Origin of the sequence: Pseudoalteromonas sp. UCD-33C, from assembly GCF_001306895.1 — a bacterium.
GTDB lineage: Bacteria > Pseudomonadota > Gammaproteobacteria > Enterobacterales > Alteromonadaceae > Pseudoalteromonas.
Window position 1 is genome coordinate 15,161 of the sequence record NZ_LJTB01000008.1, and the last position, 22,885, is coordinate 38,045.

A 22,885-nucleotide genomic window follows, 5' to 3' on the forward strand; every position below is an offset into this window, starting at 1 on the left:
ATTAGTTATTCATAACTATTAGAAAATCTCTCTTTATGACGAAAGGGATAAAAGCGACTTTTTAGCGTTTCGTCATATTTTTAGCTTATGAGGAGCATATAATGAGTAATGGAAAAACGGGCCAATGCCCGGTAATGCATGGTAGTAACACTGTCACCGCTCAATCAAATACTGACTGGTGGCCAAACGCGCTCAATTTCGACATTCTTCATCAACACGACAGCAAAACGAATCCTTACGGCAAAGACTTTAATTACGCAGAAGCTTTCAAATCTCTTGACCTTGAAGCTGTTAAAACCGATTTAAAAAATCTAATGACCGAAAGCCAAGAATGGTGGCCGGCTGACTGGGGCCATTACGGTGGTTTAATGATCCGTATGGCATGGCACTCAGCGGGTTCATACCGTTTAGAAGATGGCCGTGGTGGCGGTGGTACAGGTAACCAACGTTTTGCGCCATTAAATTCGTGGCCAGATAACGCTAACTTAGACAAAGCACGTCGCTTACTTTGGCCAATCAAAAAGAAATACGGTAACAAGCTTTCTTGGGCTGATTTAATGATCTTAGCCGGTAATATGGCATATGAATCAATGGGTTTAAAAACCTTTGGCTTTGCCGGTGGCCGCGAAGATATTTGGCACCCAGAAAAAGACGTTTACTGGGGCGCTGAAAAAGAATGGTTAGCACCTAGTGATGAGCGCTATTCAAATGTAGCTAAACCAGACACCATGGAAAACCCATTGGCAGCGGTACAAATGGGCTTAATTTATGTAAACCCAGAAGGGGTGAATGGTAACCCAGACCCGCTTAAAACGGCAGAACAAGTTCGCGAAACATTTGCCCGTATGGCAATGGATGACGAAGAAACTGCAGCGCTTACAGTCGGTGGCCACACTGTGGGTAAAACTCATGGTAATGGTAGTGAAGAAAACGTAGGCCCTGAGCCAGAGGCAGCTGATGTATTTGAGCAAGGCCTTGGCTGGAACAACCACAATTCACGTGGTATTGGTCGCGATACCATGACGTCGGGCATCGAAGGCGCATGGACAACTCACCCAACTAAGTGGGATAACGGCTATTGCTACTTACTGCTTAACTACGAGTGGGAACTTAAGAAGAGCCCGGCAGGTGCGTGGCAGTGGGAGCCAATCGATATTAAAGAAGAAGACAAACCAGTTGATGTAGAAGATCCATCAATTCGTTTAAATCCTATTATGACCGACGCCGATATGGCGATGAAGATGGACCCAACCTATCGTAAGATTATCGAGCGTTTTAACGATGATTTTGAATACTTTAGTGATGTGTTTGCACGTGCATGGTTCAAACTAACGCACCGTGACCTAGGTCCTAAATCACGTTATTTAGGTGCCGATGTACCAAGCGAAGATCTGATCTGGCAAGATCCGATCCCAGCAGTGGATTACACCTTATCAGACAGCGAAATTAGCGAGCTTAAAACCAAGCTACTTAACTGTGGTGTAAGTCAAGCAGACTTAATTGCAACAGCATGGGATAGCGCCCGTACTTACCGTGGTTCAGACCATCGCGGTGGTGCAAATGGTGCTCGTATTCGCCTAGCACCACAAAAAGATTGGCAAGGTAACGAGCCTGAGCGTTTAGCTAAAGTATTAAGCGCACTCGAGTCAGTACAAGCGGGTTTAAGTAAACCAGTAAGCCTCGCTGATTTAATTGTACTTGGTGGCTCAGCAGCGGTTGAACAAGCAGCAAAAGCAGCGGGTGTTGATATAACCGTGCCATTTGCGCCTGGCCGTGGTGATGCCACAGACGAGATGACAGATGCAGATTCGTTCGACGTACTTGAGCCAATTCACGATGGATTCCGTAACTGGCTCAAAAAAGACTATGCGGTTTCAGCAGAAGAGCTAATGTTAGAGCGTACGCAATTAATGGGCTTAACAGCACCAGAAATGACCGCTCTTGTTGGTGGCATGCGTGTTCTTGGTACTAATCATAACGGTACTTTACACGGTGTATTTACAGATAACGTAGGCACACTCAGTACTGACTTTTTCGTTAACCTAACCGATATGGCTAATACGTGGAAGCCACTAGGTAAAGGCTATTACGACATCATTGATCGCAGCACAGGTGTAACTAAATGGACAGCAACACGCGTTGATTTAGTGTTTGGTTCAAACTCAATCCTACGCTCATACGCAGAGTTTTACGCGCAAGACGACAACAACGAACGTTTTGTAAAAGACTTTGTCGACGCATGGGTCAAAGTAATGAACGCCGATCGCTTCGATATTTAATCTAAAATTCCGTTAAGTACAAAGGCCACACAGTTTAACTGTGTGGCCTTTTTTGTTAGTTACGAGTTACGAGGGGAAAGAGTAAAGTTACGAGGGGAAAGAGTAAAGTTACGAGGGGAAAGAGTAAAGTTACGAGGTAAGAGATGCGAGATTCGAGGTGGCAGCGATTTTACATCGCGTCCTAGAACCCAGAACCTCGCTGATGACGCGGGATAAACCCGCTGCTACACGTAGGCGTGAAACTTGTTTCGCGCGTCTGATCGCTGAAGGCTGACAGCTGACCGATTCTATATGTTGGGTGTCGCTCCGCTCGACCCAACTTACCTGGAAAGTGAAAAGGTCGAATGCTGAGAAGGACACTCGACCTAAATAACCCCACAGATCTGCTGACATCTAACATCTGACCTCTATCGACTAAAAGCCTGCGATTTTACATCGCGTCCTAGCGCCTAGAACCTAGCACCTAATGTCTTCACCGTAGGCGTGAAACTTGTTTCGCGCGTCTGACCTGAAGGCTGAAAGCTCCTCTACTTCTCAACCCCAAACCAATAACTATTTTGAAAAATACTCTCTTTTAACTCTCTTTCACTATAAGCATACGTGCTTTGCCAAAATAGACGATCAAAAAGGTACTTATCACCCTCTTTAGCAAGAATTTTAAAATTGAGTAATGATGAATAGGCAACTTCTTGATTTGCTAACACTTCATTTTTACAGCTAGCATAATCAACTGCACCTGGGCACTGTGACATCATTGCAAAGCTAATGCTGTTATCAGCTTCTAATTGCCAATAACTACTTGGCGTAAAGTTAGCTCTGTTTTCTAGGCCATATTGGTCAGCATAATAGAAGCTGCCTTTACCATCATCATTTATATACCAGTATATCTTCTGGTTGCCACTGGTATAGCCTTGACGTAAGTAACTAAATAGCTGCTTATAGTCATCAAGTGTGATGGTTGAATCATCAATCACTTCCATAAATTCATACCCTAAGCGAGCTTGGCGTTCGTCTTTATTTCGTTCGCGCGCCATGATCATTTTGCCATCAGGCTGAGTGAAAAATTGTAAGCTAGTATCTAGGCCATTGCCTGTTACTTTAACTGTTTCGCCATTATTGTCTAAGTCGTAATGCCACTTAAACGAGTCAGTATTTTCAGGCGTATTAAATGTTACCGTTGCAGTATCGGCGGCAGTGATGGTGAAAAATGTTGGTAAATAGCGGAACGTTAGGCCTTCACCTGTATCTGAATTTTTGTTATTCAAACGGCCTGTATATGATTTGCCTACTGTAAGCTCAGGAACCGCAATAGGAGTAAGTTTGCGCAGTGTGCTAATCGTTGTTTTTACTTGCAATGCTTCAGCAAGTTCGGCTGACTCATTAATATAATTCTGAGCACTTTCATCTTGATAAGTTAGAGCATGACGTAGTTTTAGCACTAAAAAGTCATCAAATTGGGCAATGACTTCTGCATCAACAAGATCAAGATCAAATGCGACATCTACCTCATGACCAAGGTTACTAAATTGTTTTGTGTTTTGAGTTACAACTAATGTATCACTGTCAATTTTTAATGTTTTGCCATCTAATGTCGCCGAAAATTCAGCATGAGGGAATGACGTAGTATTTCCTGAAGCCGTCGGAATAAAGCTTGCTAAAGGTACTTCAAAGTAACTTTCTTCACCTGCTGCACTTAAAAAATTAACTGAGTGGAATGAGCTTTGCTCTACATCAGCGTAGTACGCAGAACTAAACTCTGTATTTGATTTATAAAGGGTAACGACTTCGCCTTTATCGGTTGAAACATTAAAAAGCTCAACACGAATAGCATCAGCGCGCTTAGCCAACACTTCCATTTCAAGAAGGGCTTGTTGATTACATTCTTGCAAGCAATCAATCGCTTGGGTATTTAATGCAATCACATCAGGGTTCGACCAATCAAAACGGCTTAGCTCACCATTTTGAGCAATTACCCCGACACCTTCAGTAGCAAATACCAGCTCTACGCTACCATCGCTTGATTGCCAATTACCCATCACTTCGCTATTGCTAAGCTCAATAGGTTGCCATGCAGCACGATTCTCGGCGACATTAACGGTTAGGGTATATTGATTACTCGCTTTACCGTCAGACACTTCCACAGTAAAAGCGTGGTTAGCTACTTCGAATAAGCTCGGCTCTGCACTAAAAGTTACTTGATTACTGCTGGTGGTTACAGTCAGCCACTCTGGTTTATCAATAATCGTTGTTGTCACACTGTCGTTTTGCTCATCTTTTAAATCAACAACTAAATTAGTTGATTCAAGCGCTTTGGCTGAGAGAGTGAGTGAGCCAGAAAGCGTCGGTGCAGTATTTTGCTCTACTTTTACATCTGGCGTTTTATCTGTTGATGAACCGCCACCACAGGCTGTTAGAGCCAGAGTAAGTGCCGATACGCTGAGAAGTTTTTTCATTTAGGTCCCTTAAATTTATTGTTCTATTGAAGTCAAAGAAATTTAAGTTACCTAAAACGGGTAATTCAGTAAAGTGAATATGTAACTGAACGTAAACAAAAAAGGTGAGCTAACTTGCTCACCTTTTAGGGGAAAGGGTTATTGCGCTTGTTGCGCAACATGGTCCATATATTCGTCAAACGTGCCCTGAAAATCGATAAGCTGTTGATCTTTAATATCGATGATCCGAGTCGCTAAAGACGATACAAACTCACGGTCGTGGCTTACAAAAATCAGCGTGCCTTGGTAATCTTTTAATGCATTATTGAGTGCTTCAATGGCTTCCATATCCATGTGGTTGGTTGGCTCGTCCATAATGAGCACGTTGATGTCTTGCATCATTAACTTACCAAATAACAGGCGGTTCTTTTCACCACCCGAGCAGTTACGTGCTTTTTTGTTAGCGTCGTCTGCGGTAAATAATAAACGGCCTAACATAGCACGCACCATTAAATCGTTGTGCTTAGCGGTGCGCCACTGCGACATCCAATCAAATAAAGTTAAGTCGTTATCAAAGTCTTTACTGCTGTCTTGCGGGCAATAACCAATGCTGGCATTTTCTGACCACTTAACCACACCTTCGTTACTTTGTAATTCATTCACTAGGCAACGTAGTAGGGTGGTTTTACCAACACCGTTTTCACCAATAACTGCAAGCTTAGCACCCGCTTCAAGTAATATCTCACCGCCGCTGAACAGAGTTTCGCCATCAAAGCCATGACCTAGCTTAGTAAGCTCTAATGCTTGGCGATACATCTTTTTGCCTTCATCAAAACGAAGTGATGGGCTAATACGGCTTGATGATTTTACCTCATCAAGCTTAATTTTATCCATGCGCTTAGCACGAGAGCTCGCTAGTTTTGCTTTTGATGCGTTAGCACCAAAACGGTTTACGAACTCTTGTAGCTCGTCAATTTCGGCGCTCTTCTTTGCGTTTTCAGCAAGTAGCTGTTCGCGTTGCAAGCTTGAAGCTTCGATCCACTTTTCGTAGTTACCTGGGTAAATTCTTAGCTCACCGTAATCGATATCGGCCATGTGTGTACATACCGAGTTCAAGAAGTGACGGTCGTGCGAGATGATAATCATCGTACATTTACGCTGGTTAAGCTCGTTAGCTAGCCATGTAATGGTGTGAATATCAAGGTTATTGGTTGGCTCATCAAGCAGTAAAATATCAGGGTTTGCAAATAGCGCTTGTGCTAACAGCACACGAAGTTTCCAGCCCGGCGCAACGTTTGCCATTAAGCCATAATGAAACTCTTGCTCAATACCCGCTTGGATCAAAATTTCTTCTGCGCGGCTTTCTGCTGTGTAGCCATCCATTTCGGCAAAAATGCTTTCAAGCTCAGCGACTTTCATGCCGTCTTCTTCACTCATTTCTGGCAGTGAGTAGATACGGTCGCGCTCTTGTTTAACTTTCCATAGTTCTGCATCACCCATGATCACCGCATCAACCACAGTGTATTGCTCAAATGCAAACTGATCTTGGCTTAGCGTGCCTAGCTTTAAACCCGGTGCAATCGACACATTGCCAGACGTTGGCACAAGCGCACCACTTAGAATTTTCATAAAGGTCGATTTGCCGCAGCCATTCGCACCAATTAAACCATAGCGGTTACCGTTACCAAACTTAGCTGAAATGTTCTCAAACAGAGGCTCTGCACCAAATTGCATGGTGATATTTGCGGTTGAAATCAACGAATTGTTCCTAGAAAAATACTGACAGGGTTATGGGCGCAGCAACTGCGAAAATAAACAAGCAATAGGGTAAATAATAGGCCGCGGATTATACAGATCAGCCCCTAATAACGCTATTAAAAAAGGAAAGTTTCATGTTACGAGGGGAAAGAGTAAAGGGGAAAGTTAGCGAGTTTCAAGGGGAAAGAGTAAAGTTACGAGATGCGTGGTGCGAGATTCGAGTCTGTAGCAGCGATTTTACATCGCGTCCTAGCGCCTAGAACCCAGATCCTAGCGCCTATGTTTCATTCGTAGGCGTGAAACTTGTTTCGCGCGTCTGACCGCTGAAGACTGAAAGCTCTTTTTATGTTCGATTCGGCACTAAAGTACCTCCTACAATAACTCCTAAAGGGTTGTCATTGCAGAGAAGAGAACCCGACCTACATAAACCCGCAGCACGCCTGACATCTAATATCTGACGTCTAACGACTAGAAACCAGCTATTTCATATAGCGTCCTAGCACTCAGAGCCCAGACCCTAGCACCTATGTTTCATTCGTAGGCGTGAAACTTGTTTCGCGCGTCTCACCGCTGAAGACTGAAAGCTCTTTTTATGTTCGATTCGGCACTAAAGTACCTCCTACAATAACTCCTAAAGGCTTTTCATTGCAGAGAAAACATTCGAACTAACCAACCCCGCAGCACGCCTGACATCTAATATCTGACGTCTAACGACTAGAAACCAGCTATTTCATATAGCGTCCTAGAGCCTAGCACCCAGCGCCCAGACCCCAGCACCTAGCGCCTATGTTTCATTCGTAGGCGTGAAACTTGTTTCGCGCGTCTAAGAGCTGAACGCTCTTATTTATTTTTGGTTCGGCACTGAAGTACCTCCTACAAGACCTCCTCCAAACAGAACAAATTACGAAAAAAACCTGAAAATATATAAATATAGTTAATACTTTAGGGAAATCAGGCGATAATACTAAGTAATATGACAACAAAGGTGGATTCAATGTCTGCAGGTATTTCTTTCAACAATTTGAGCATCACAAAAAAAATACACGCTATAACATGCATTGCCATAACGGCATTTGTCATTATCGTGGTGACGAACTATATCGCGATGAATGACAATAAAATCTCGCTCGACGAGTTAGAAAAGTCGTCTTATCAGGTAGTAAAACTTACTTCAGAAAATGTAGCATTACTCGAAAAACTAGATGAGTTATACACTCAAGCAGTCACGTTTGGTGAGTCAGACTTAGTCGATAGTGCTTCACAAACGTATAAAAAGATTAATGAAAACCTACAAAACATCATCAGCATTAACGACAGCTATGTGCAAGCCGATACAAAAAAACAATTAGAGCTTTATGCGCAAACCTCGTCGATGATTGCCACTTCAATGATCGATGGCACCGCTGACTTTAGTAAAATTCAGCAGCAAGCACAGCAAAAAACACAGCAATATGAGGCTGTTTTAGCGGGATTTAAACGTGCACAAACCCGTGCAGACGACCGCTTTTTTGAACTAGTGCAAGCAACTAAAGCCCGTTCAGACAATGCACTAAACTTAATGCTTATTGTGTCTGTAGTGTCACTGATTCTGCTTATTGCTACCTCAATTTGGATTGCTCGAGGAATTGGCTCATCAGCAAGTGCTGCGGCAAATAACTTACGTCTATTAGCTGACGGTAAAGGCTCACTAAGCACACAACTTGAAGTACACGCTAAAGATGAAATTGGCCAAGTGTCAATTAACTTTAATGCGTTTATACAGCTGTTAAAAGCGGCGGTACTTGAGGTAATAGCGGTTTGTGAACCATTAATGGAGAACTCAACGCGACTTGTGCAAGGTATGGAACGTGCAGAGCGCGCAACAACCAAACAAACATCAGATGCCGAAATCGTTAAACAGTCGATGGAAGAAATGCGTCAAAGTGTTGCTGATATTTCTCATTCAGCGGCAAATGCATCACAAGCTGCACAAACAGCCGAGCGCGAAGTTGAGCAAAGCAGAACGCAAATACAGCGCTCTGTGACTGAGTCAAAAACATTAAGTGATGAGATTAACCAAGCGGCATCAACAATTAACCAGCTGGCAAATGACACTAAAAATGTGACTCAAATCTTAAATGTAATTACCTCGATTGCAGAGCAAACCAATTTGCTTGCTTTAAATGCGGCTATTGAGGCTGCGCGTGCCGGTGAACAAGGCCGTGGCTTTGCGGTTGTAGCAGATGAAGTACGTGAGCTTGCCTCAAGAACGTCGCACTCAACTAACGAAATCAGGGAGCTGCTTTCAACTTTGACAACCGCAGCAAGCCATGCGGTAAATGCTATGAATTCGGCTCGTGATATGGCTACAAACAATGCCGAAGCAGCAGAAAATACAGGGCAATCGATAGATAAAATCTCTGAGCAGATTTTAGAAATTAACGGTATGAATTCGCAAATCGCCGCAGCCACCGAAGAACAAACATCAGTTGCTAGTATGGTTGTTGAGAACGTGTCGAATATGCATATGTCGTTTGAAGAAACAATGGATTCATTGTCGGCGGTACGTGATGTCGCGAAAAACCTTCATTACCTTTCTGATTCGTTGCTCGACGCCACAGCTAAATTTAAAATTGAGTAATTTAAGCGCATAAAAAACCAGGCATTGCCTGGTTTTTTATTAATGAAAGTAAAGACTTAAAAAGTACCGACTACTTTAACTTTATCAGTTACTTTTGCTGCATCGATATAACCAATGGCGTCGCCGTTGGCTGCAACAAAATCAATAACAGCTTGATCGTTTGCTAGTTTCTCAGGTGGCGTACCTTTACCGGTAAATACCAGTTTTGACCAATAAGCGTTAAGCTGGCTGCCCGACTTACCAACCACCTTATCGTTAAACTCATCGCTTACGCTGTTGCCGTCTTGGTTTACCGGGTTTACTTTAGTGCCATCGTCAAACGATTTTGTCTTGCCAAGGTAAATCTTTTTGATTGTTCCTTCATCAATAGCATTGCCATTTGCAGGATTTACAATAACAGCAACCTCAGCAAATGCAGCGTGCGAGCAAAGAGTCATTGCTGTAGCGATTAATAATTTTTTCATCATGAGCTCCAATTAAAAAACTAAATCAACAGCAACAGCAACAACGTCGGTTTCTGTATCTGAAATGTCATCTTTAAAGCGGCTGAAATCTACTTTTAATGCAGCAGATGGGTGGAAGTCATAACGAGTACCAATGGTATACACATTGCTTTTTGCTCTAACGCCTTCAAGCACCTGATTAATACCCGCGTTTAAAGCAGGTACTGCAGGTAGCGCGTTGTAGCGATTGCTATCGTGTTTGTCGTCGTTATTTTCGTAAGTTAAGTGCACAATCCACTCATCCATACGGTAACCAACAGACGTGTAGTATTGAGTTTGTTTAGCAAGAGCACTGTTTTCTACTTCAAACTCAGTGTATTCCGCATCAAACAAAATGTCGTTGTAATCAATTGAAAAGCCCACAGCGAAGAAAGAACCATCATCTTCGTCTACCGCAATATCATCTGCTTGATCAACAAAGCCGGCAGTGCGAAGAGTTTGCTCAAGGCCATTAAGTGCAACACCTGCATCTGTGTCGTTTTCAATTGCAATTGTTGTATCGGCTACAAAGTACGCAGCACGAGCACTGAACCAGTCATAGCTCATCGTCCAGTTGATACCAGCAATATCATTAAGCTCTGTATCGCCATTAACCGATACCACAGCAATGTTGCCATCGAAGCTACCGTAAATAACTTGAACGGTTGAATCCCAATCACCTAATTGCGTGTTATGTAACAGGCTTAGGCCTTCATACGTTGAAAATGGAAGGTTATAAACAGATTGCGGCGGACGAACCCAACGGTAAGTGTAACCAACGTCTAAGAAGTCTGAATAACGGTAAAAAGGCACGCGCATTTTACCAGCACTTACTTGTAGCTCATCGCTGAACTCATAAGTTAAATAAGCCCATTCAAATTCAGCATCAAAATCATCACTACCACGCGCCACAATTTGTGCCGTAGCGCTCAGCTTTTCTTGTAAATCTGCAGAAAGCTGTAATGCGAACATACTTTCGTTTTTAAACGAAATATCGTCATCGTAACCGTAAAGAGTAGCGTCGTCGTCAAGGGCTTTACCGCCAACAATAGAAGCAAAGCCGTTTATGCGAACCTCTGCCATTGTGTTTGCAGACACAAAAGCAGCACATAGAGCCAATGCAATAGGAAGTTTTTTCATTGTGTATCCCTAGTATTTAGTATGAAAATGTTGATTTCGCTTAATATTATAGTCGTGCGTAGCGAAATGGGCGACACAAGTTACAGATAAATTGTAACTACATCAACGAATACGTCGTTATTTTTCACAAAAACGGTACTAAAAGTGGGGAAAGAGTAAAGTTGCGAGATTCGAGATTCGAGATGCGAGATGCGAGATGCGAGATGCGAGATAAGAGTTTCGAGATGCGAGATGCGAGATGCGAGATGCGAGATACGAGATACGAGATAAGAGTTTCGAGATACGAGATAAGAGTTTCGAGATACGAGATAAGAGTTTCGAGATACGAGATAAGAGTTTCGAGATACGAGATAAGAGTTTCGAGATACGAGATAAGAGTTTCGAGATACGAGATAAGAGTTTCGAGATGTAGGAGGCGTTTTAACGCCGAACAAGTAGCAGCGATTTAACATCGCGTCCTAGCGCCTAGCACCTGATGACGCGGGATAAAACCGCTGTTACACCGTAGGCGTGAAACTTGTTTCGCGCGACCAAAATTAAAATGATAACGCTTTGTCTAATGCACCTTTAAAGCGTTCAAAATCCTCGATGTGAGGTAGGTGGCCAATATCGTCTAATTCAATTAATTGCGATTTTGGGATCATATTTGCCGCGGCTTTGCCTAATTTATCGTAACGGCCAAGCTCATGGTCAACATTTGCTTTTTTCCAATTGCGGCCAGGGCCTGTTCTATCGCGGGTGCCTATAATTAAAGACACAGGCATGTTTAACTGATCAAACTCCGTTATGACGGGTTGCGTAAAAATCATATCGTAGGTTTTAGCATTAACCCACGCCATATGCTTATGATCAGGGCCTTGAATTTGACCACTAATAAAATGGGTTAATTGCTCGTAAGAGCTATTCCATTTACCGTCGTAATAGTTTTTCTTCTGGTAAGCAATAACCTTTTCAGGTGTTTTAGCCAATTCATTTTTAAAGAAAAAATCGGTGTCTTTGTATTGCACATAATTTAAATAGTTCTCTAAACCAATTGGGTTTAGCAAAATGAGTTTACTAACTTGGCTAGAAAACATTAGGCTGTAACGGCTTGCTAGCATGCCGCCCATTGAGTGGCCAAGTACAATAGGGTTTTCAATATTTAAAGATGACACTAGCTGATGAGTGTTATTGGCTAATACAGCAAACGAAAATTGATAATCGGCAGGCTTTGATGATTTACCAAAACCAATTTGATCTGGGATCAATACACCATAGCCTTTGCTATTAAGGTATTTGGCATTATTGGTCCAATAATGACCGTTAAAGTTTTTGCCATGCATGAGCACAACGGTTGGCATATTATTACTTGATTTAAGGTAAGAGTAAGCCATTTTTAATGGCGTATTTTGTGACGAAAAATTAAAAAACTGTACAGGTAAGTCGTATTGATAATTGCTTAACTCAGCATCAAAACTAAGAGCCTGCTCTTTAGAGACTAGGCTTGCAGAAGACCATAAAACAAGTGCTGAGACTAACAGTATGCGTAAAAACATCATTATCCTTTCTCAATATGCTTAAAGAATATTCAGCCTAGCATCCTAAATAAAAATTTATAATACAAATACGATTAAATACTGGAAGAAGTTAGCAAGGTACGAGTTATAAGTTTTAAGCTACAAGCTACAAGGGGGAAGAGTAAAGTTACGAGATGCGAGATGCGAGATGCGAGATGCGAGATGCGAGATGCGAGATGCGAGGTAGCAGCGATTTTACATCGCGTCCTAGCGCCTAGCACCTAGCACCTAATGTCTTCATGCGTCTAATGGCTTACGGCTGAAAGCTCTTGTTTTGTCGCAACTCGATTCTCGTTTCAACCACTTACCCCAACTTACTAAAATCAACTTCTGGCAGGCTTTCAAACCCTGGGCGAGCGAAGAAATACCCTTGCATTAAACTTACGCCGGCTTGGCGCAACCATTGATACTCTTCAACTGTCTCAATGCCTTCGGCGAGGGCAGTGATGTTGAGCTCTTCAAACATAGCAATACAATGGTTCACTATGATTTGTCGTGCTTTATTTAAATGAATATCGCGTATCAGCTCCATATCGAGCTTAATAATATTGCTCTGAAAATCAGCCAATAAATTTAAACCAGAATACCCTGAGCCAAAGTCGTCGGTTGCGGTAATAAACCCGAGTGATTGGTAATACTCAACAACACGTTTGATGTGCGTACTGTCTTCAACCTTTTCAACCTCGGTAAACTCAAACATAATTTGTTCTACCGGAAAGTCATATTGTTTAGCAGCTTCAAGGGTTGTTCTAATACAGCGCTCAGGTTTGTAAATCGCGTTAGGTAAAAAGTTAATACTCAAAATAGAATCAAGCTTCAGCTTAGCTGCAAGCGAAATAGCTTTAATACGACAAAGCTGGTCGAAGGTATAACGGTTCTCATCGTTAACTTGTGAGATAACAGAATAAGCCGACTCATTATTAGGCCCTCTAACTAAAGCCTCATAGCCAAAAATATGTTTATCGGTGCAATCAATAATTGGCTGAAAAGCCATTGTAAAATCAAAACCAAGTTCTAATTTGTCTTTACAGTTATTGCAACCTGTTGGCTGGCAATGAGTTTGCTTGTCGTGCATGCTTACCTCAGACTAAAGTCTTCTTAATACATAATAGTGCTAGTAAATTGCCAATTGTGCAATGTTGTTGAGTTAAAAGTATAAAACCTCGCATCTCGTCCCTCGCATCTCGTCCCTCGCATCTCGTCCCTCGCATCTCGTTCCTCGCACCTCGTAACTACTACCTTTTTCCTCCCTCCAACTAACTTCTAATATCCATTCTAAAAGCTTTGATTCTTAGCATCTAAAATCACATTTCATCCTTTGCGTTACCTAGCTTTAATGGTATTTTAGCGCCAAGCAATCTTGCCAATATAAAGGAAGTAAAATGGCATCCAAAACCGTCGAATACTACAACCAAAATGCGCAAGCATTTGTTGATGCCACACTCGATGTAGACCTCAATGAACTTTACGACGAGTTCTTACCGCTGATCCCAAAAAAAGGCGCTTTACTCGATGCCGGTTGTGGCTCTGGCCGCGATGCTTTTATCTTTAAAGAGCGTGGTTATAGCGTAGATGCATTCGATATCAGCCCAGCTATGGCAAAGCTGGCGTCAGAATACTTAAACCAAGACGTAACAGTAAGCAGCTTTCTAGAGCTAAACGACGTTGCCAAATACGACGGCATTTGGTGCTGCGCAAGCCTTATTCACGTAGCAAAAAACGACTTAACCGACGCATTCAACAGCCTTGCCCGCGCATTAAAGCCACAAGGCATCGTGTATGTATCGTTTAAATACGGCGAAGGCGAGCGCGAACACAACGGTCGCGAATTTACCGACCTAAACGAACAAGCCCTTGAGAGCATTATTAAAGGCACAGACCTGTTTATCCTCAAGTCATGGCAAAGCGCCGACCAACGCCCAGAGCGCGCCACAGAAACATGGCTAAACGCCATTCTGCATAGAAGAACGATATAGTCGTTTGGCTGCTTAACTCTAGCGCAAATAATAAAAAAGGTCGGCAATTGCCGACCTTTTAGCTTTAGTAATTAAACTCTTTTGCATCAAGTTCACTTCTGCGTTCTTGCAGCGTTAATTGATGCTTTTTTGAATTCCATTTATTGTTTCTTGGGTTTGAGCTAAGTGCCGAAGTAATACACTTTGCAGTGTTAGCATAAAAACCAATTTTGCTTTCAAGTGCACTGCGCCAATCGTTTCTGCTATGACCAAAGTAAGACTGGTTTACAACTTTACTCTTTAATCTAGCGTAATGATGACGCCTTAATGAGCGCGATTTTTTCATATTTTATCTCCACGTTGGAAGTGGCTACTGCTTCCAGTAACCGCCTAATCGGGAGATGAAATACAATATTAGGTATTTGCATAGAGCTTGATATCCTTAAAAGCTCAATAACACGTGGTTATCATAAAAAAGAGTTCAAGTTTTAGATAGTTCTTTAGTCTGATAAAACAAAACTTGAAAATTGATTGTAACCCGTTGCAGTGCATTTCTGCACTAAAATCCTCTTCAATAAATTAGAGCTATTATTTCATTCATCGAAAAAACCTATATTTTTCATGGTTATTCATGCTAGATTGTTCCTAAACTTAATGCTGGCTTAACGGCTCGTCATTTAGTATCAAGAAATAACCATGGAGCGGTTTATTCATTTAAGCCGCAGTAACAGGATTTAGTTTATGCGCTTAAAAGAAGCACTCAGCGTTTTATCAAAGTCTTCACCTTACGCTGTTTCTACAGAAAGAAACGCTCAGCGTCAGTCTCTACTTGATGAAATCAAGTCATACCTGTACATCCAAATGCCAATTGAGATAGCAGTAAATAAAGCTATTTCGAGCTTTGGTGCAAATGATAAAAAAATTCTATTTTTATGTGGTAGCAGTGGTGATGGTAAATCAGAACTATTAACCAAAGCTAAGCAACAATACGGTCAACGAATTAACTTCCACTTAGATGCAACTCATAGCTTTGAGCCTCAAGGTACTGCTATTGAAACGCTCGACAAAGTCTTTGAAAAATTCAATCAAGGATCAACACCTCTTGTTGTAGGCATCAATGCTGGCATGATGGGCAATTATGCAGAGGAAGGTAAAGATCAAAACATTAAAACTGTTATAGCTCGCTATTTAACTAATCGTAAATCAATAACTGAAGACATTATCTTTATTAACTTTGAAGATTATCCTAAGTTTGCAATCCACGAGCATGGCTACGACTCAGAGTTTGCGCAAAAGTTATTAGATCGAATCACCCAGCCAAATGACAATATAATCAGGCAATTAGTCGAAAAAGAAAAACAACTAAATGATTTTGGCTCACAACGTATTATCACAAACTTTGAGCTTCTGAGTATCCCATCAGTACAACGAGTAATTGTTGATTTACTATTTAAAGCGAGATTAATGCGTGATCAATTCTTAACAGCGCGGGCGTTACTCGATTTTATTCATGAACTTTTGGTTTCAGATGGCTACTTGTTTGATAACTTATTTGCAGGCGGTGACAATGAGCTTGCAAATAAGATTGAAGATTTTGATCCTGCAAACTTAAGAACAAAAGAAATCGACCGTTTTATTCTTGCCTATGACTTAAACTTGCCAGATGAAGAATTCCACGCATTTAAAGGTGCTCTTCAAACCTTTGGAATTTGTGGTTTAAATACCGGTGCGCAATATTTAAGGTTGTTTTATGTTCTTAAATATGAAGATTTTGCTAACGACTTCCATAAACAATTCAAACCTGACTTCAGTGCTACTTTGATTGATAAATACATTGAAATTTATCAGCTCCATAAAGATTTCAAAGATACACCAGAGCAAAAAAGTGAAATAAAAGCTTTTTATCGCGAAATATTAATTGCAGCAATTAGAACTTACATAAATAGAAACGCACCTAAACTAGGTAAAAAGTACTTCTTACTGTCAGATTTTGGCGAGTACCAAGTGGCTGCTCCTGCTGATTTATCAATGGACTTAGCTGAAGTTAAGTTGAATACAACATCGAGTAGTGCTTTTTTTAATGCGCGACTCAAGTTGAAAAACACAAAATTTACCTTGCCAATAAACATCAACTTATTAGCGTTGTTAATGAATATTAATAATGGCTATCGCCCAAATAAGCACGACAAAAACTCAGTTATTCTATTGGATGAATTAGCCAGTGAAATTATTCAAGAAGCTAAATCGTCAAATGAGTTGGTCATTACCGGCGATGGGCAAAAGTACCTCTTAGAGTTAGATGACGAAGAAATAATGGTAAGTGAGGGATAAGCAATGCCATTAGTTGAACAATTAAAACCTAAAAATAACAGTGCAGCTAGCTATTTTCCTGTTTCAGCCAACAGTGCAAATAATAAGTATGAATGGGAAACCGTTGTTGGCTTTTTTATCAAGTCATTGCATAACATAGAGCTAGAGAAAACGATTAATTCGCTAGATGACTTTAAGTTGCTTTGTAAAACGCAAATTACAAACAAACTTGATGGTGAGCCTTTTTGGCATATTATTGAGAAAATGTACTTCGACAACGAGCAAGTACTCAATATTTCGCCAGAAATGCAAGCTCTGAAAGTATTAAACCCAGAAAGTAGCAATGCGGGTGATGAGCGTTTAACAGCTTTTTTAGTTGGCCTGTTGGGCGATTTACAACTAACTCAGCCACCAGAGTCACACTTAAACTTTTTAGAAAGAGAAATCAAAACTGTATTTGATTCGCCTCTGGTTACTAAAAAAAGTCAAAAACTAAAGAAATTTAACAAGCCATACTTACCTGAACTGAGTGAGTTTTTTCAAAAAGACTTAGAGTTTTTAGTAGGTTACCCAGAGCATTTTTTACAAAATATTAAGTCATTTTTAAAGCTATATGGCTTTTTATACACCGCACAACTTGCACTAAATGTACGTGGTTGGTCTAGCCAACCAGAAGTAAAGCCATGTTATTTCATTCTTGATAGCGAAAAAGCAAGTAAAGAGCGTACAAAGTTGCAGCTTCATGGGCACAAACAAGTTGTTGAATCTAGTTATGCTTTGTTTCCTTATCTTGCTTTAAACGAGAGCTTGCAAGACGCAAAATCATCAATTGTGCCGCTGTGGGAGCTTGTTGGTGAATTAACAAGTAATGATATTGATGCGCTTAACAACTATGCGGCTGATTTTCATGAAGACCGTAAGTTAACGAGTGAGCTACTACCGGCAGAAAATATAGATCAAGCCATAACAAGCCTAATAAAGTTATTTACTGAACAGTTTAAGAAAGGGGCTACACGTGAAACAGCCTTTAATAACTTTGTAAAAGCAACGCGTGAAACCTTAATTAAGCCTTTTGAACAAAGTCGTGGACGAGCTGGTTCATACCTTGTTTTAAATCAGGACTACCTTTTATTACTTACCAATATCTCAATTGGCTCAAGAGAAAAGCTAAGACTTCATGAGCTGCTAGTTGAGTTTCAAAACCGTGGCGTATTTTTTGATAAAAGTAGTGAAGAATGTTTAATAGACCTATTTGAGCGCATGGGTAATGTTGAGCGAATGAGTGACAGCGGGGATGCAGTATATGTCAAAAAAACTATATGAAGACTTTTTAGTCGAGCACTTTTGTAAGTGGGCAGCTAAGGGCTTTGAAGGCGAAAGTCGTTTTCAATTTCGTTCTCCGGATAGCTCAAATAGCCAAAACTTATATGAAGCCCTATTAAGAAAGGCAGACACGACTGTAGAAATAGTAACAGCAGATATTAACCAGCAATTTAAAGCTCTATCTCTAGCTGATAAAAAGCTCATTCCAGTTGTACACAGTGAATCTGAAAATGGCCTAAGTGAAAACTATATTTCGCACCTACGCGATTTAATATCCAGCCAAGATGGAGAGCTCGGTGATTGCATTTTACTTGTAGTACACAACTCGTACTTAGATACATTAATTAACTCTGCAAGAGACTTAGGCAATGTTGGCGAGGTTTGGCACCCTTCTACAATAAAGCATTCATTGAGTGAATTGATCACATCAATTAGTGGTACGGATCAAATTTCTCAATGCTTACTTGAACACCGCTTTAAACTAATAATTGAAGATGGTGCAACCATGTTCGGCTTCAGCGAGCTCTTTGAAGCACTTGAAGATGGCGTAATTCAATTTCGTGAGCTGGGCCTATTTAATGACAACACCATAATTGGCTGGGATGATACGGCACAAATAGATAAGCGATTATCGCAAAATCATCAGCTATTTGAAAACATCAGTGAAATCGTTGAAAAATACCCACAAGAGCTAGTAGAGAAACTGGGTGATCTAGACCTTGGTGAAAAGTTTGTATCAGAGCACTTTGGTGATAATAAAAACTGGCAAGATCTAGATTTTGGCGCAATTTTAAAAGAGCGTAGAGATAACAAAGAAAACCTACTTTCATTTGAAAAAGAAATTGCGCAAAACCTTACTTTTATTGCTCGTGAAAATAAAAAAGAAAGGCATCTAATCATTGAAATGCCAGAGGGTGAGTCTGAGTTTAAATTAGAGTCTTACTTCACTGGCGGCAAGATTTTAAAAAATGAATTAAAGCTGCAACACACAAAAGAGCCAATTACGCTAGATGTGAATAACCGCTCAGCAAAGCATAGTGTCGTTGAAGTTGTAGGCTCTTTCCCAGGGCAGCCTCTTTACTTTAGCGTTGACTTTAAAAGAGAAAAGCCGCAAGAGAGGTTTAAATACCGGATCCTTGTGTTACCAAAAGGGGCATTTTTCCTTGAGGACTTGGCTGATAGCTTTTTACTTGTACCACGAAAACAACTCATTACACTGCAAACTAATGCGGGGATGCTTAAAGTCTCAGAGCAGGGTAGTACAGCTAAGGTAAGTCAGCCTAATCAAACGTTTTTGGTTCAACAAACTCAAGTAGTTGATTTTGCAGAGTTCGCAAATGAAACCGATACACTTACCTTTGCCGTCCAAAGTGGCGAAAGTATTTTGAATTTTGAAGTCGATGGCGCAGTGTCATCAGACAGCCTATCTTTGCCATTAGTTTTAGATACCAATTTATTTAACCGACTATATAACGATGATTTTAACGGTCTCTATAATCGTGCGAAAGAGAAGGTGGTACTAGATGGTAAAGACCTAACACCTAAAGGTTTGCGTAAAACGCTATTAAAATGGGAAGCAGAACTACAAGACAATAGGGCTCTAGCAACTACAGTGGGGCAGCGACCTCAATTAATGCTAAGCGATATCGAAAGTACTCACCCATCACTATATAACGCTTACAGCGAACTATTTGATTATCTAGATGCACGTAAAGCGCTAATAAGTACATGCTCTTGGGGGCAACAGTTTACAAGCTTGGCGCAAAATGTGGTTGAGTGCTATTTAAGCGAAATAGAAAAAATAGAAACCAAAGCATTACTCTCGCCTGAGTCTAGCATGCTAGTAAATATTGGTATCGCGGAGTTTGAAGAGCAAGAGTTTATAACGCCATATCACCCACTATGCTTAGCTTATTTTACTCAATTAGTAACTAAAGCGAGTGATGAAAACGACAAAAGCTTTAATACATTACCAAAAGCCACGTTAAAACGCTTAAATGCGGAAGGACTATTACCTTTTGTTTGGCACGCAAAAGATGGTTTTGCATACAACCAAGCTCTGCCTGACAATCGCATGTGGTGTAATCTAGTTGCAAATAAAGACGTTAGTTTAGGTTATGTACGTCCACTGGTAAGACAAAAAGCAAGCGAGTTTGCTAAAGCATTTGATGTGCTATTTAGTAAGGGCAAAAAAGAAACTTTGCATATCAACTCAATCAATAATGCCGATAACAAAGCATTGTTTTTAGGGTTAGTTGATTATCTAAAAAAACAAACACCGGACGATGCAAATCGGATCCATGTAAATTTATACGATAAATCACTACAGCGTACTTACTTTGATGAGTTTGCCGATGCGCCAAGTTACGATGAGTTAAAGCAACTTGCAGAGCTGAGTGGTGAAAAAGACAAAGCTGATGCTATAGCAGATATGCTTAAAAACCGTATAACTTACAGCAAGTTCAAACTAGAAAGTGAACTTGACTTTGCTTATGCGCACATTAGTTTTGTTCGTAACGACACAAGTGTTGAGCCAACGCCTGTTGATGTATTAACCGAAAAGTCGGGTGTTGCATGTCATGGTTTATTAGCAGGTGAAACCGCCTATAACGAGCAAAATACTTACCTCACAACATACGGTTTGCAGAATTTAGCGTTAGATAATAACCCAAGCCTCAAACTGAGCAGTCAATTTAATAATCTAGCCAAAGCAGCTTGGTGCGGGCAAAAGTATGAAACCAACAATGGCTTAGCATTAAAAGTGGCGGGCAAGCTTACCGAGTTACTAGAAGATGTTTATGAGAGCTCTGTTTGGACAGTAATTATTGATCCAAAAGTAACCCTCGACTTTTTTAAATCGCAAAAAGATGCCGTACTAATACATTATTCAGATAACTTTTCCAATTCAGCTAATTACGATGCGATCACTGTAACAAAGCGCCGCGATTTATATGACCAAGTACTTTCGCAAGGTGTTAAAGGCTTAATTGATGAGTTTAATGCCTTTAATGGTGAGTGGTTGCTTAAAATGATCACTTGCAATGATAACGAGCGAAAAGAGAAAAAAAGTATCATCGGCGCTTATAAGTACATTAACTGCCTATTACACCAAAGCGATATTACCTGGGTACCAATGAGCGTGGCCGAAATGCTACGAGTAGCAGGTAATGTTGGTTTAAAAATGAGTGAAAGTGAGTTTTCGCGCTTTGCTCAAGGGTTTAAAAGCGGTGCTATTTCAGACGATGTATTGTTCGTTGGTTTCAAAGAGCAAAACATGTATTTGCTACCGCTCGAAGTGAAAATTGGTCAGCAACGTACACATGATAAAGGCGTTAAACAAGCTAAAGAGTTAAAGCGCTATTTAGTTGAAAATCTATTTGGCCGTGACGACTTAGCAGGGCATTTATATCGCGGCCTATTCGTAAGACAAATTTTAATGCAAGTTGATAAGTTTGAATTATATAAAGTTTATCAACCAGATTACTTTGATGCTCTTAAATCACAACGAGAATGGTGGTTACAAGGTGACTACAAAGTTGCTGATTTGGCTGAGTACCCGCAAGGTTTCATGATGGCATTTTTTGAAAATGCATCCTTTGCGAAAGAAGAATTCGACCTACAAGATGACATTCTGCAAATAAGATTACCAAGCGCAAATTTAAATCGCTTTATCAGCACACCATTGCAAAGCTTGCTAAGCAACATTCAAAGCAGTGAGCTTTGCTATATACCTGAACAATATATATTGAATGGCAGTACTCAAGCTGATGAGAGCATTAGCATTAAGCCTGCAAGTGACAACTCCGAAACGAGTGATAATGCACCTGCAGTCAATAATGAAACTCCAGTTGTATTACCTAAAGTTGCTGAAGCTGATGGGCCGATTGTAGTGGCTGAGCGAAAAGATAAAGAGCCATTAAAAGTATTGGTGGGTCATGTCATACCTAGTAACGAGCCTGTTTATTGGGAGCCCACAAATACCGCCAAGTTTATGAATACCAACTCAGGCATTATAGGCACAATGGGAACAGGTAAAACCCAATGTACTAAATCTGTAGTAACTCAGCTTTATCGAAATCAACATCTAAATGTAGAAGGGAAACCGATTGGCATTTTGATTTTTGATTACAAGTCAGATTATGTGGACGATAAATTTTTAAATGCTACGAGTGGCAAGAAGTTTAATTTGCATAAGCTCCCGTACAACCCTCTTAGTTTGTTTGGTGATACACCAATGTTGCCTGTGCACACTGCTCGAGGTTTCTCAGAGACGATGGGTAAAGCATTCAACTTAGGCACCAAGCAACAGCTTAAATTACGTAAGCTTATAGGTGAAGCTTACGACCTTGCGGGTATTCATAAATCTGACAAATCAACATGGCACAAAGCTGCACCAACAATGGCTGACCTTTGGGCGCTATTTTTGGATAGCGAGCCAGCTGAAGATTCGCTTTATGCTGCACTAGAAAGTGTTTGTGAGCTTGAAGTATTTGAAGATGATACTTCCAAGTGTATGTCGCTTTACGACCTAGTAGATGGCATTACGGTTGTAGAGTTAGCTGGTTACCCAAGCGAAGTTCAAAACTTAGTGGTAGCACTTACGCTTGATTTGTTTTACTCACAAATGCAAAAACAAGGAAAGCCCGAAGTGCAAGGTGACTTTAGGCAAGTGACTAAACTTGTGCTGGTGGATGAAGCAGACAACTTTATGTCACAAAACTTTCCAAGCCTTCGCAAAATACTAAAAGAAGGCCGTGAATATGGTGTTGGTGTCATCTTATCAACACAAGATATTACTCATTTTAAAACTGGTGAAAACGACTATTCTGCGTACATTTTAAGTTGGATAGTGCACCGCGTTGCGCAAATTAAAAATCAAGATATAAAAGGCATATTCAATGTCGATGATAAATCAGAGCAAGAGCTATTGATGAAAAATATTCGCGAGCTTGAAAAGCATACTAGCCTTTATATCAACGGTGAAAAGCAAATTAAACGTATAAAAGATAAAGCTTTTTGGGAGTTATAGA

At 40.7% G+C, this 22,885-nt stretch carries 13 protein-coding genes; 6 read left to right on the forward strand and 7 right to left on the reverse strand.

The window, feature by feature from the left end:
• Positions 1–101: 101 nt before the first annotated feature.
• Positions 102–2,279 carry a catalase/peroxidase HPI gene (katG, locus tag AOG26_RS14755; protein WP_054563203.1) on the forward strand — a complete coding sequence of 726 codons (2,178 nt, stop codon included), beginning with the start codon at positions 102–104 and terminating at the stop codon, positions 2,277–2,279.
• Between the two features lie 527 nt (positions 2,280–2,806).
• On the opposite strand, the gene AOG26_RS14760 is transcribed toward katG, so the two are convergent.
• Entirely contained in the window at positions 2,807–4,732 is a 1,926-nt protein-coding gene (locus AOG26_RS14760) for a hypothetical protein (RefSeq protein WP_054563204.1), read from the reverse strand.
• A gap of 138 nt (positions 4,733–4,870) precedes the next feature.
• The gene (locus tag AOG26_RS14765) at positions 4,871–6,469 is read right to left on the reverse strand and encodes an ABC-F family ATPase (RefSeq protein ID WP_082401694.1); all 1,599 of its coding nucleotides are present in this window, start codon (positions 6,467–6,469) and stop codon (positions 4,871–4,873) included.
• A 994-nt stretch (positions 6,470–7,463) separates the two neighbouring features.
• Between AOG26_RS14765 and AOG26_RS14770 the strand changes: the two genes are divergently transcribed.
• Complete coding sequence (locus AOG26_RS14770; RefSeq protein ID WP_054563205.1) at positions 7,464–9,089, forward strand: methyl-accepting chemotaxis protein; 1,626 nt, start codon at positions 7,464–7,466, stop codon at positions 9,087–9,089.
• Between the two features lie 56 nt (positions 9,090–9,145).
• Here AOG26_RS14770 and AOG26_RS14775 read toward each other — a convergent pair whose 3' ends face one another.
• The 4 genes from AOG26_RS14775 to AOG26_RS14790 all read right to left on the reverse strand — a co-directional run bounded on the left by AOG26_RS14775 (position 9,146) and on the right by AOG26_RS14790 (position 13,342).
• Positions 9,146–9,553: a hypothetical protein gene (locus AOG26_RS14775; protein WP_054563206.1), complete on the reverse strand. Its 408-nt coding sequence runs from the start codon at positions 9,551–9,553 to the stop codon at positions 9,146–9,148.
• A 12-nt stretch (positions 9,554–9,565) separates the two neighbouring features.
• Positions 9,566–10,711 (reverse strand): porin, encoded by a 1,146-nt coding sequence (locus AOG26_RS14780; protein WP_054563207.1) that lies wholly within the window; start codon positions 10,709–10,711, stop codon positions 9,566–9,568.
• Between the two features lie 536 nt (positions 10,712–11,247).
• On the reverse strand, positions 11,248–12,249 hold the full coding sequence (locus AOG26_RS14785) for an alpha/beta fold hydrolase (RefSeq protein WP_054563208.1): 1,002 nt from the start codon (positions 12,247–12,249) through the stop codon (positions 11,248–11,250).
• Positions 12,250–12,571: 322 nt separating this feature from the next.
• Entirely contained in the window at positions 12,572–13,342 is a 771-nt protein-coding gene (locus AOG26_RS14790; RefSeq protein ID WP_054563209.1) for an EAL domain-containing protein, read from the reverse strand.
• 307 nt (positions 13,343–13,649) lie between these two features.
• Here AOG26_RS14790 and AOG26_RS14795 point away from each other — a divergent pair, with 307 nt between their 5' ends.
• Entirely contained in the window at positions 13,650–14,243 is a 594-nt protein-coding gene (locus tag AOG26_RS14795) for a class I SAM-dependent methyltransferase (protein WP_054563210.1), read from the forward strand.
• A gap of 64 nt (positions 14,244–14,307) precedes the next feature.
• Here AOG26_RS14795 and AOG26_RS14800 read toward each other — a convergent pair whose 3' ends face one another.
• The gene (locus tag AOG26_RS14800) at positions 14,308–14,568 is read right to left on the reverse strand and encodes a hypothetical protein (RefSeq protein ID WP_054563211.1); all 261 of its coding nucleotides are present in this window, start codon (positions 14,566–14,568) and stop codon (positions 14,308–14,310) included.
• A 395-nt stretch (positions 14,569–14,963) separates the two neighbouring features.
• Here AOG26_RS14800 and dptF point away from each other — a divergent pair, with 395 nt between their 5' ends.
• The 3 genes from dptF to dptH are packed head-to-tail and all read left to right on the forward strand — an operon-like array spanning position 14,964 to position 22,884.
• Positions 14,964–16,553: a DNA phosphorothioation-dependent restriction protein DptF gene (gene dptF, locus AOG26_RS14805; RefSeq protein ID WP_054563212.1), complete on the forward strand. Its 1,590-nt coding sequence runs from the start codon at positions 14,964–14,966 to the stop codon at positions 16,551–16,553.
• A 3-nt stretch (positions 16,554–16,556) separates the two neighbouring features.
• A complete protein-coding gene (gene dptG, locus AOG26_RS14810) occupies positions 16,557–17,855 on the forward strand; it encodes a DNA phosphorothioation-dependent restriction protein DptG (protein WP_054563213.1) in 1,299 nt (432 codons plus the stop codon).
• Positions 17,836–22,884 (forward strand): DNA phosphorothioation-dependent restriction protein DptH, encoded by a 5,049-nt coding sequence (gene dptH, locus AOG26_RS14815; RefSeq protein ID WP_054563214.1) that lies wholly within the window; start codon positions 17,836–17,838, stop codon positions 22,882–22,884. Before dptG ends, dptH begins: the two co-directional genes overlap by 20 nt.
• Position 22,885: the final 1 nt, after the last annotated feature.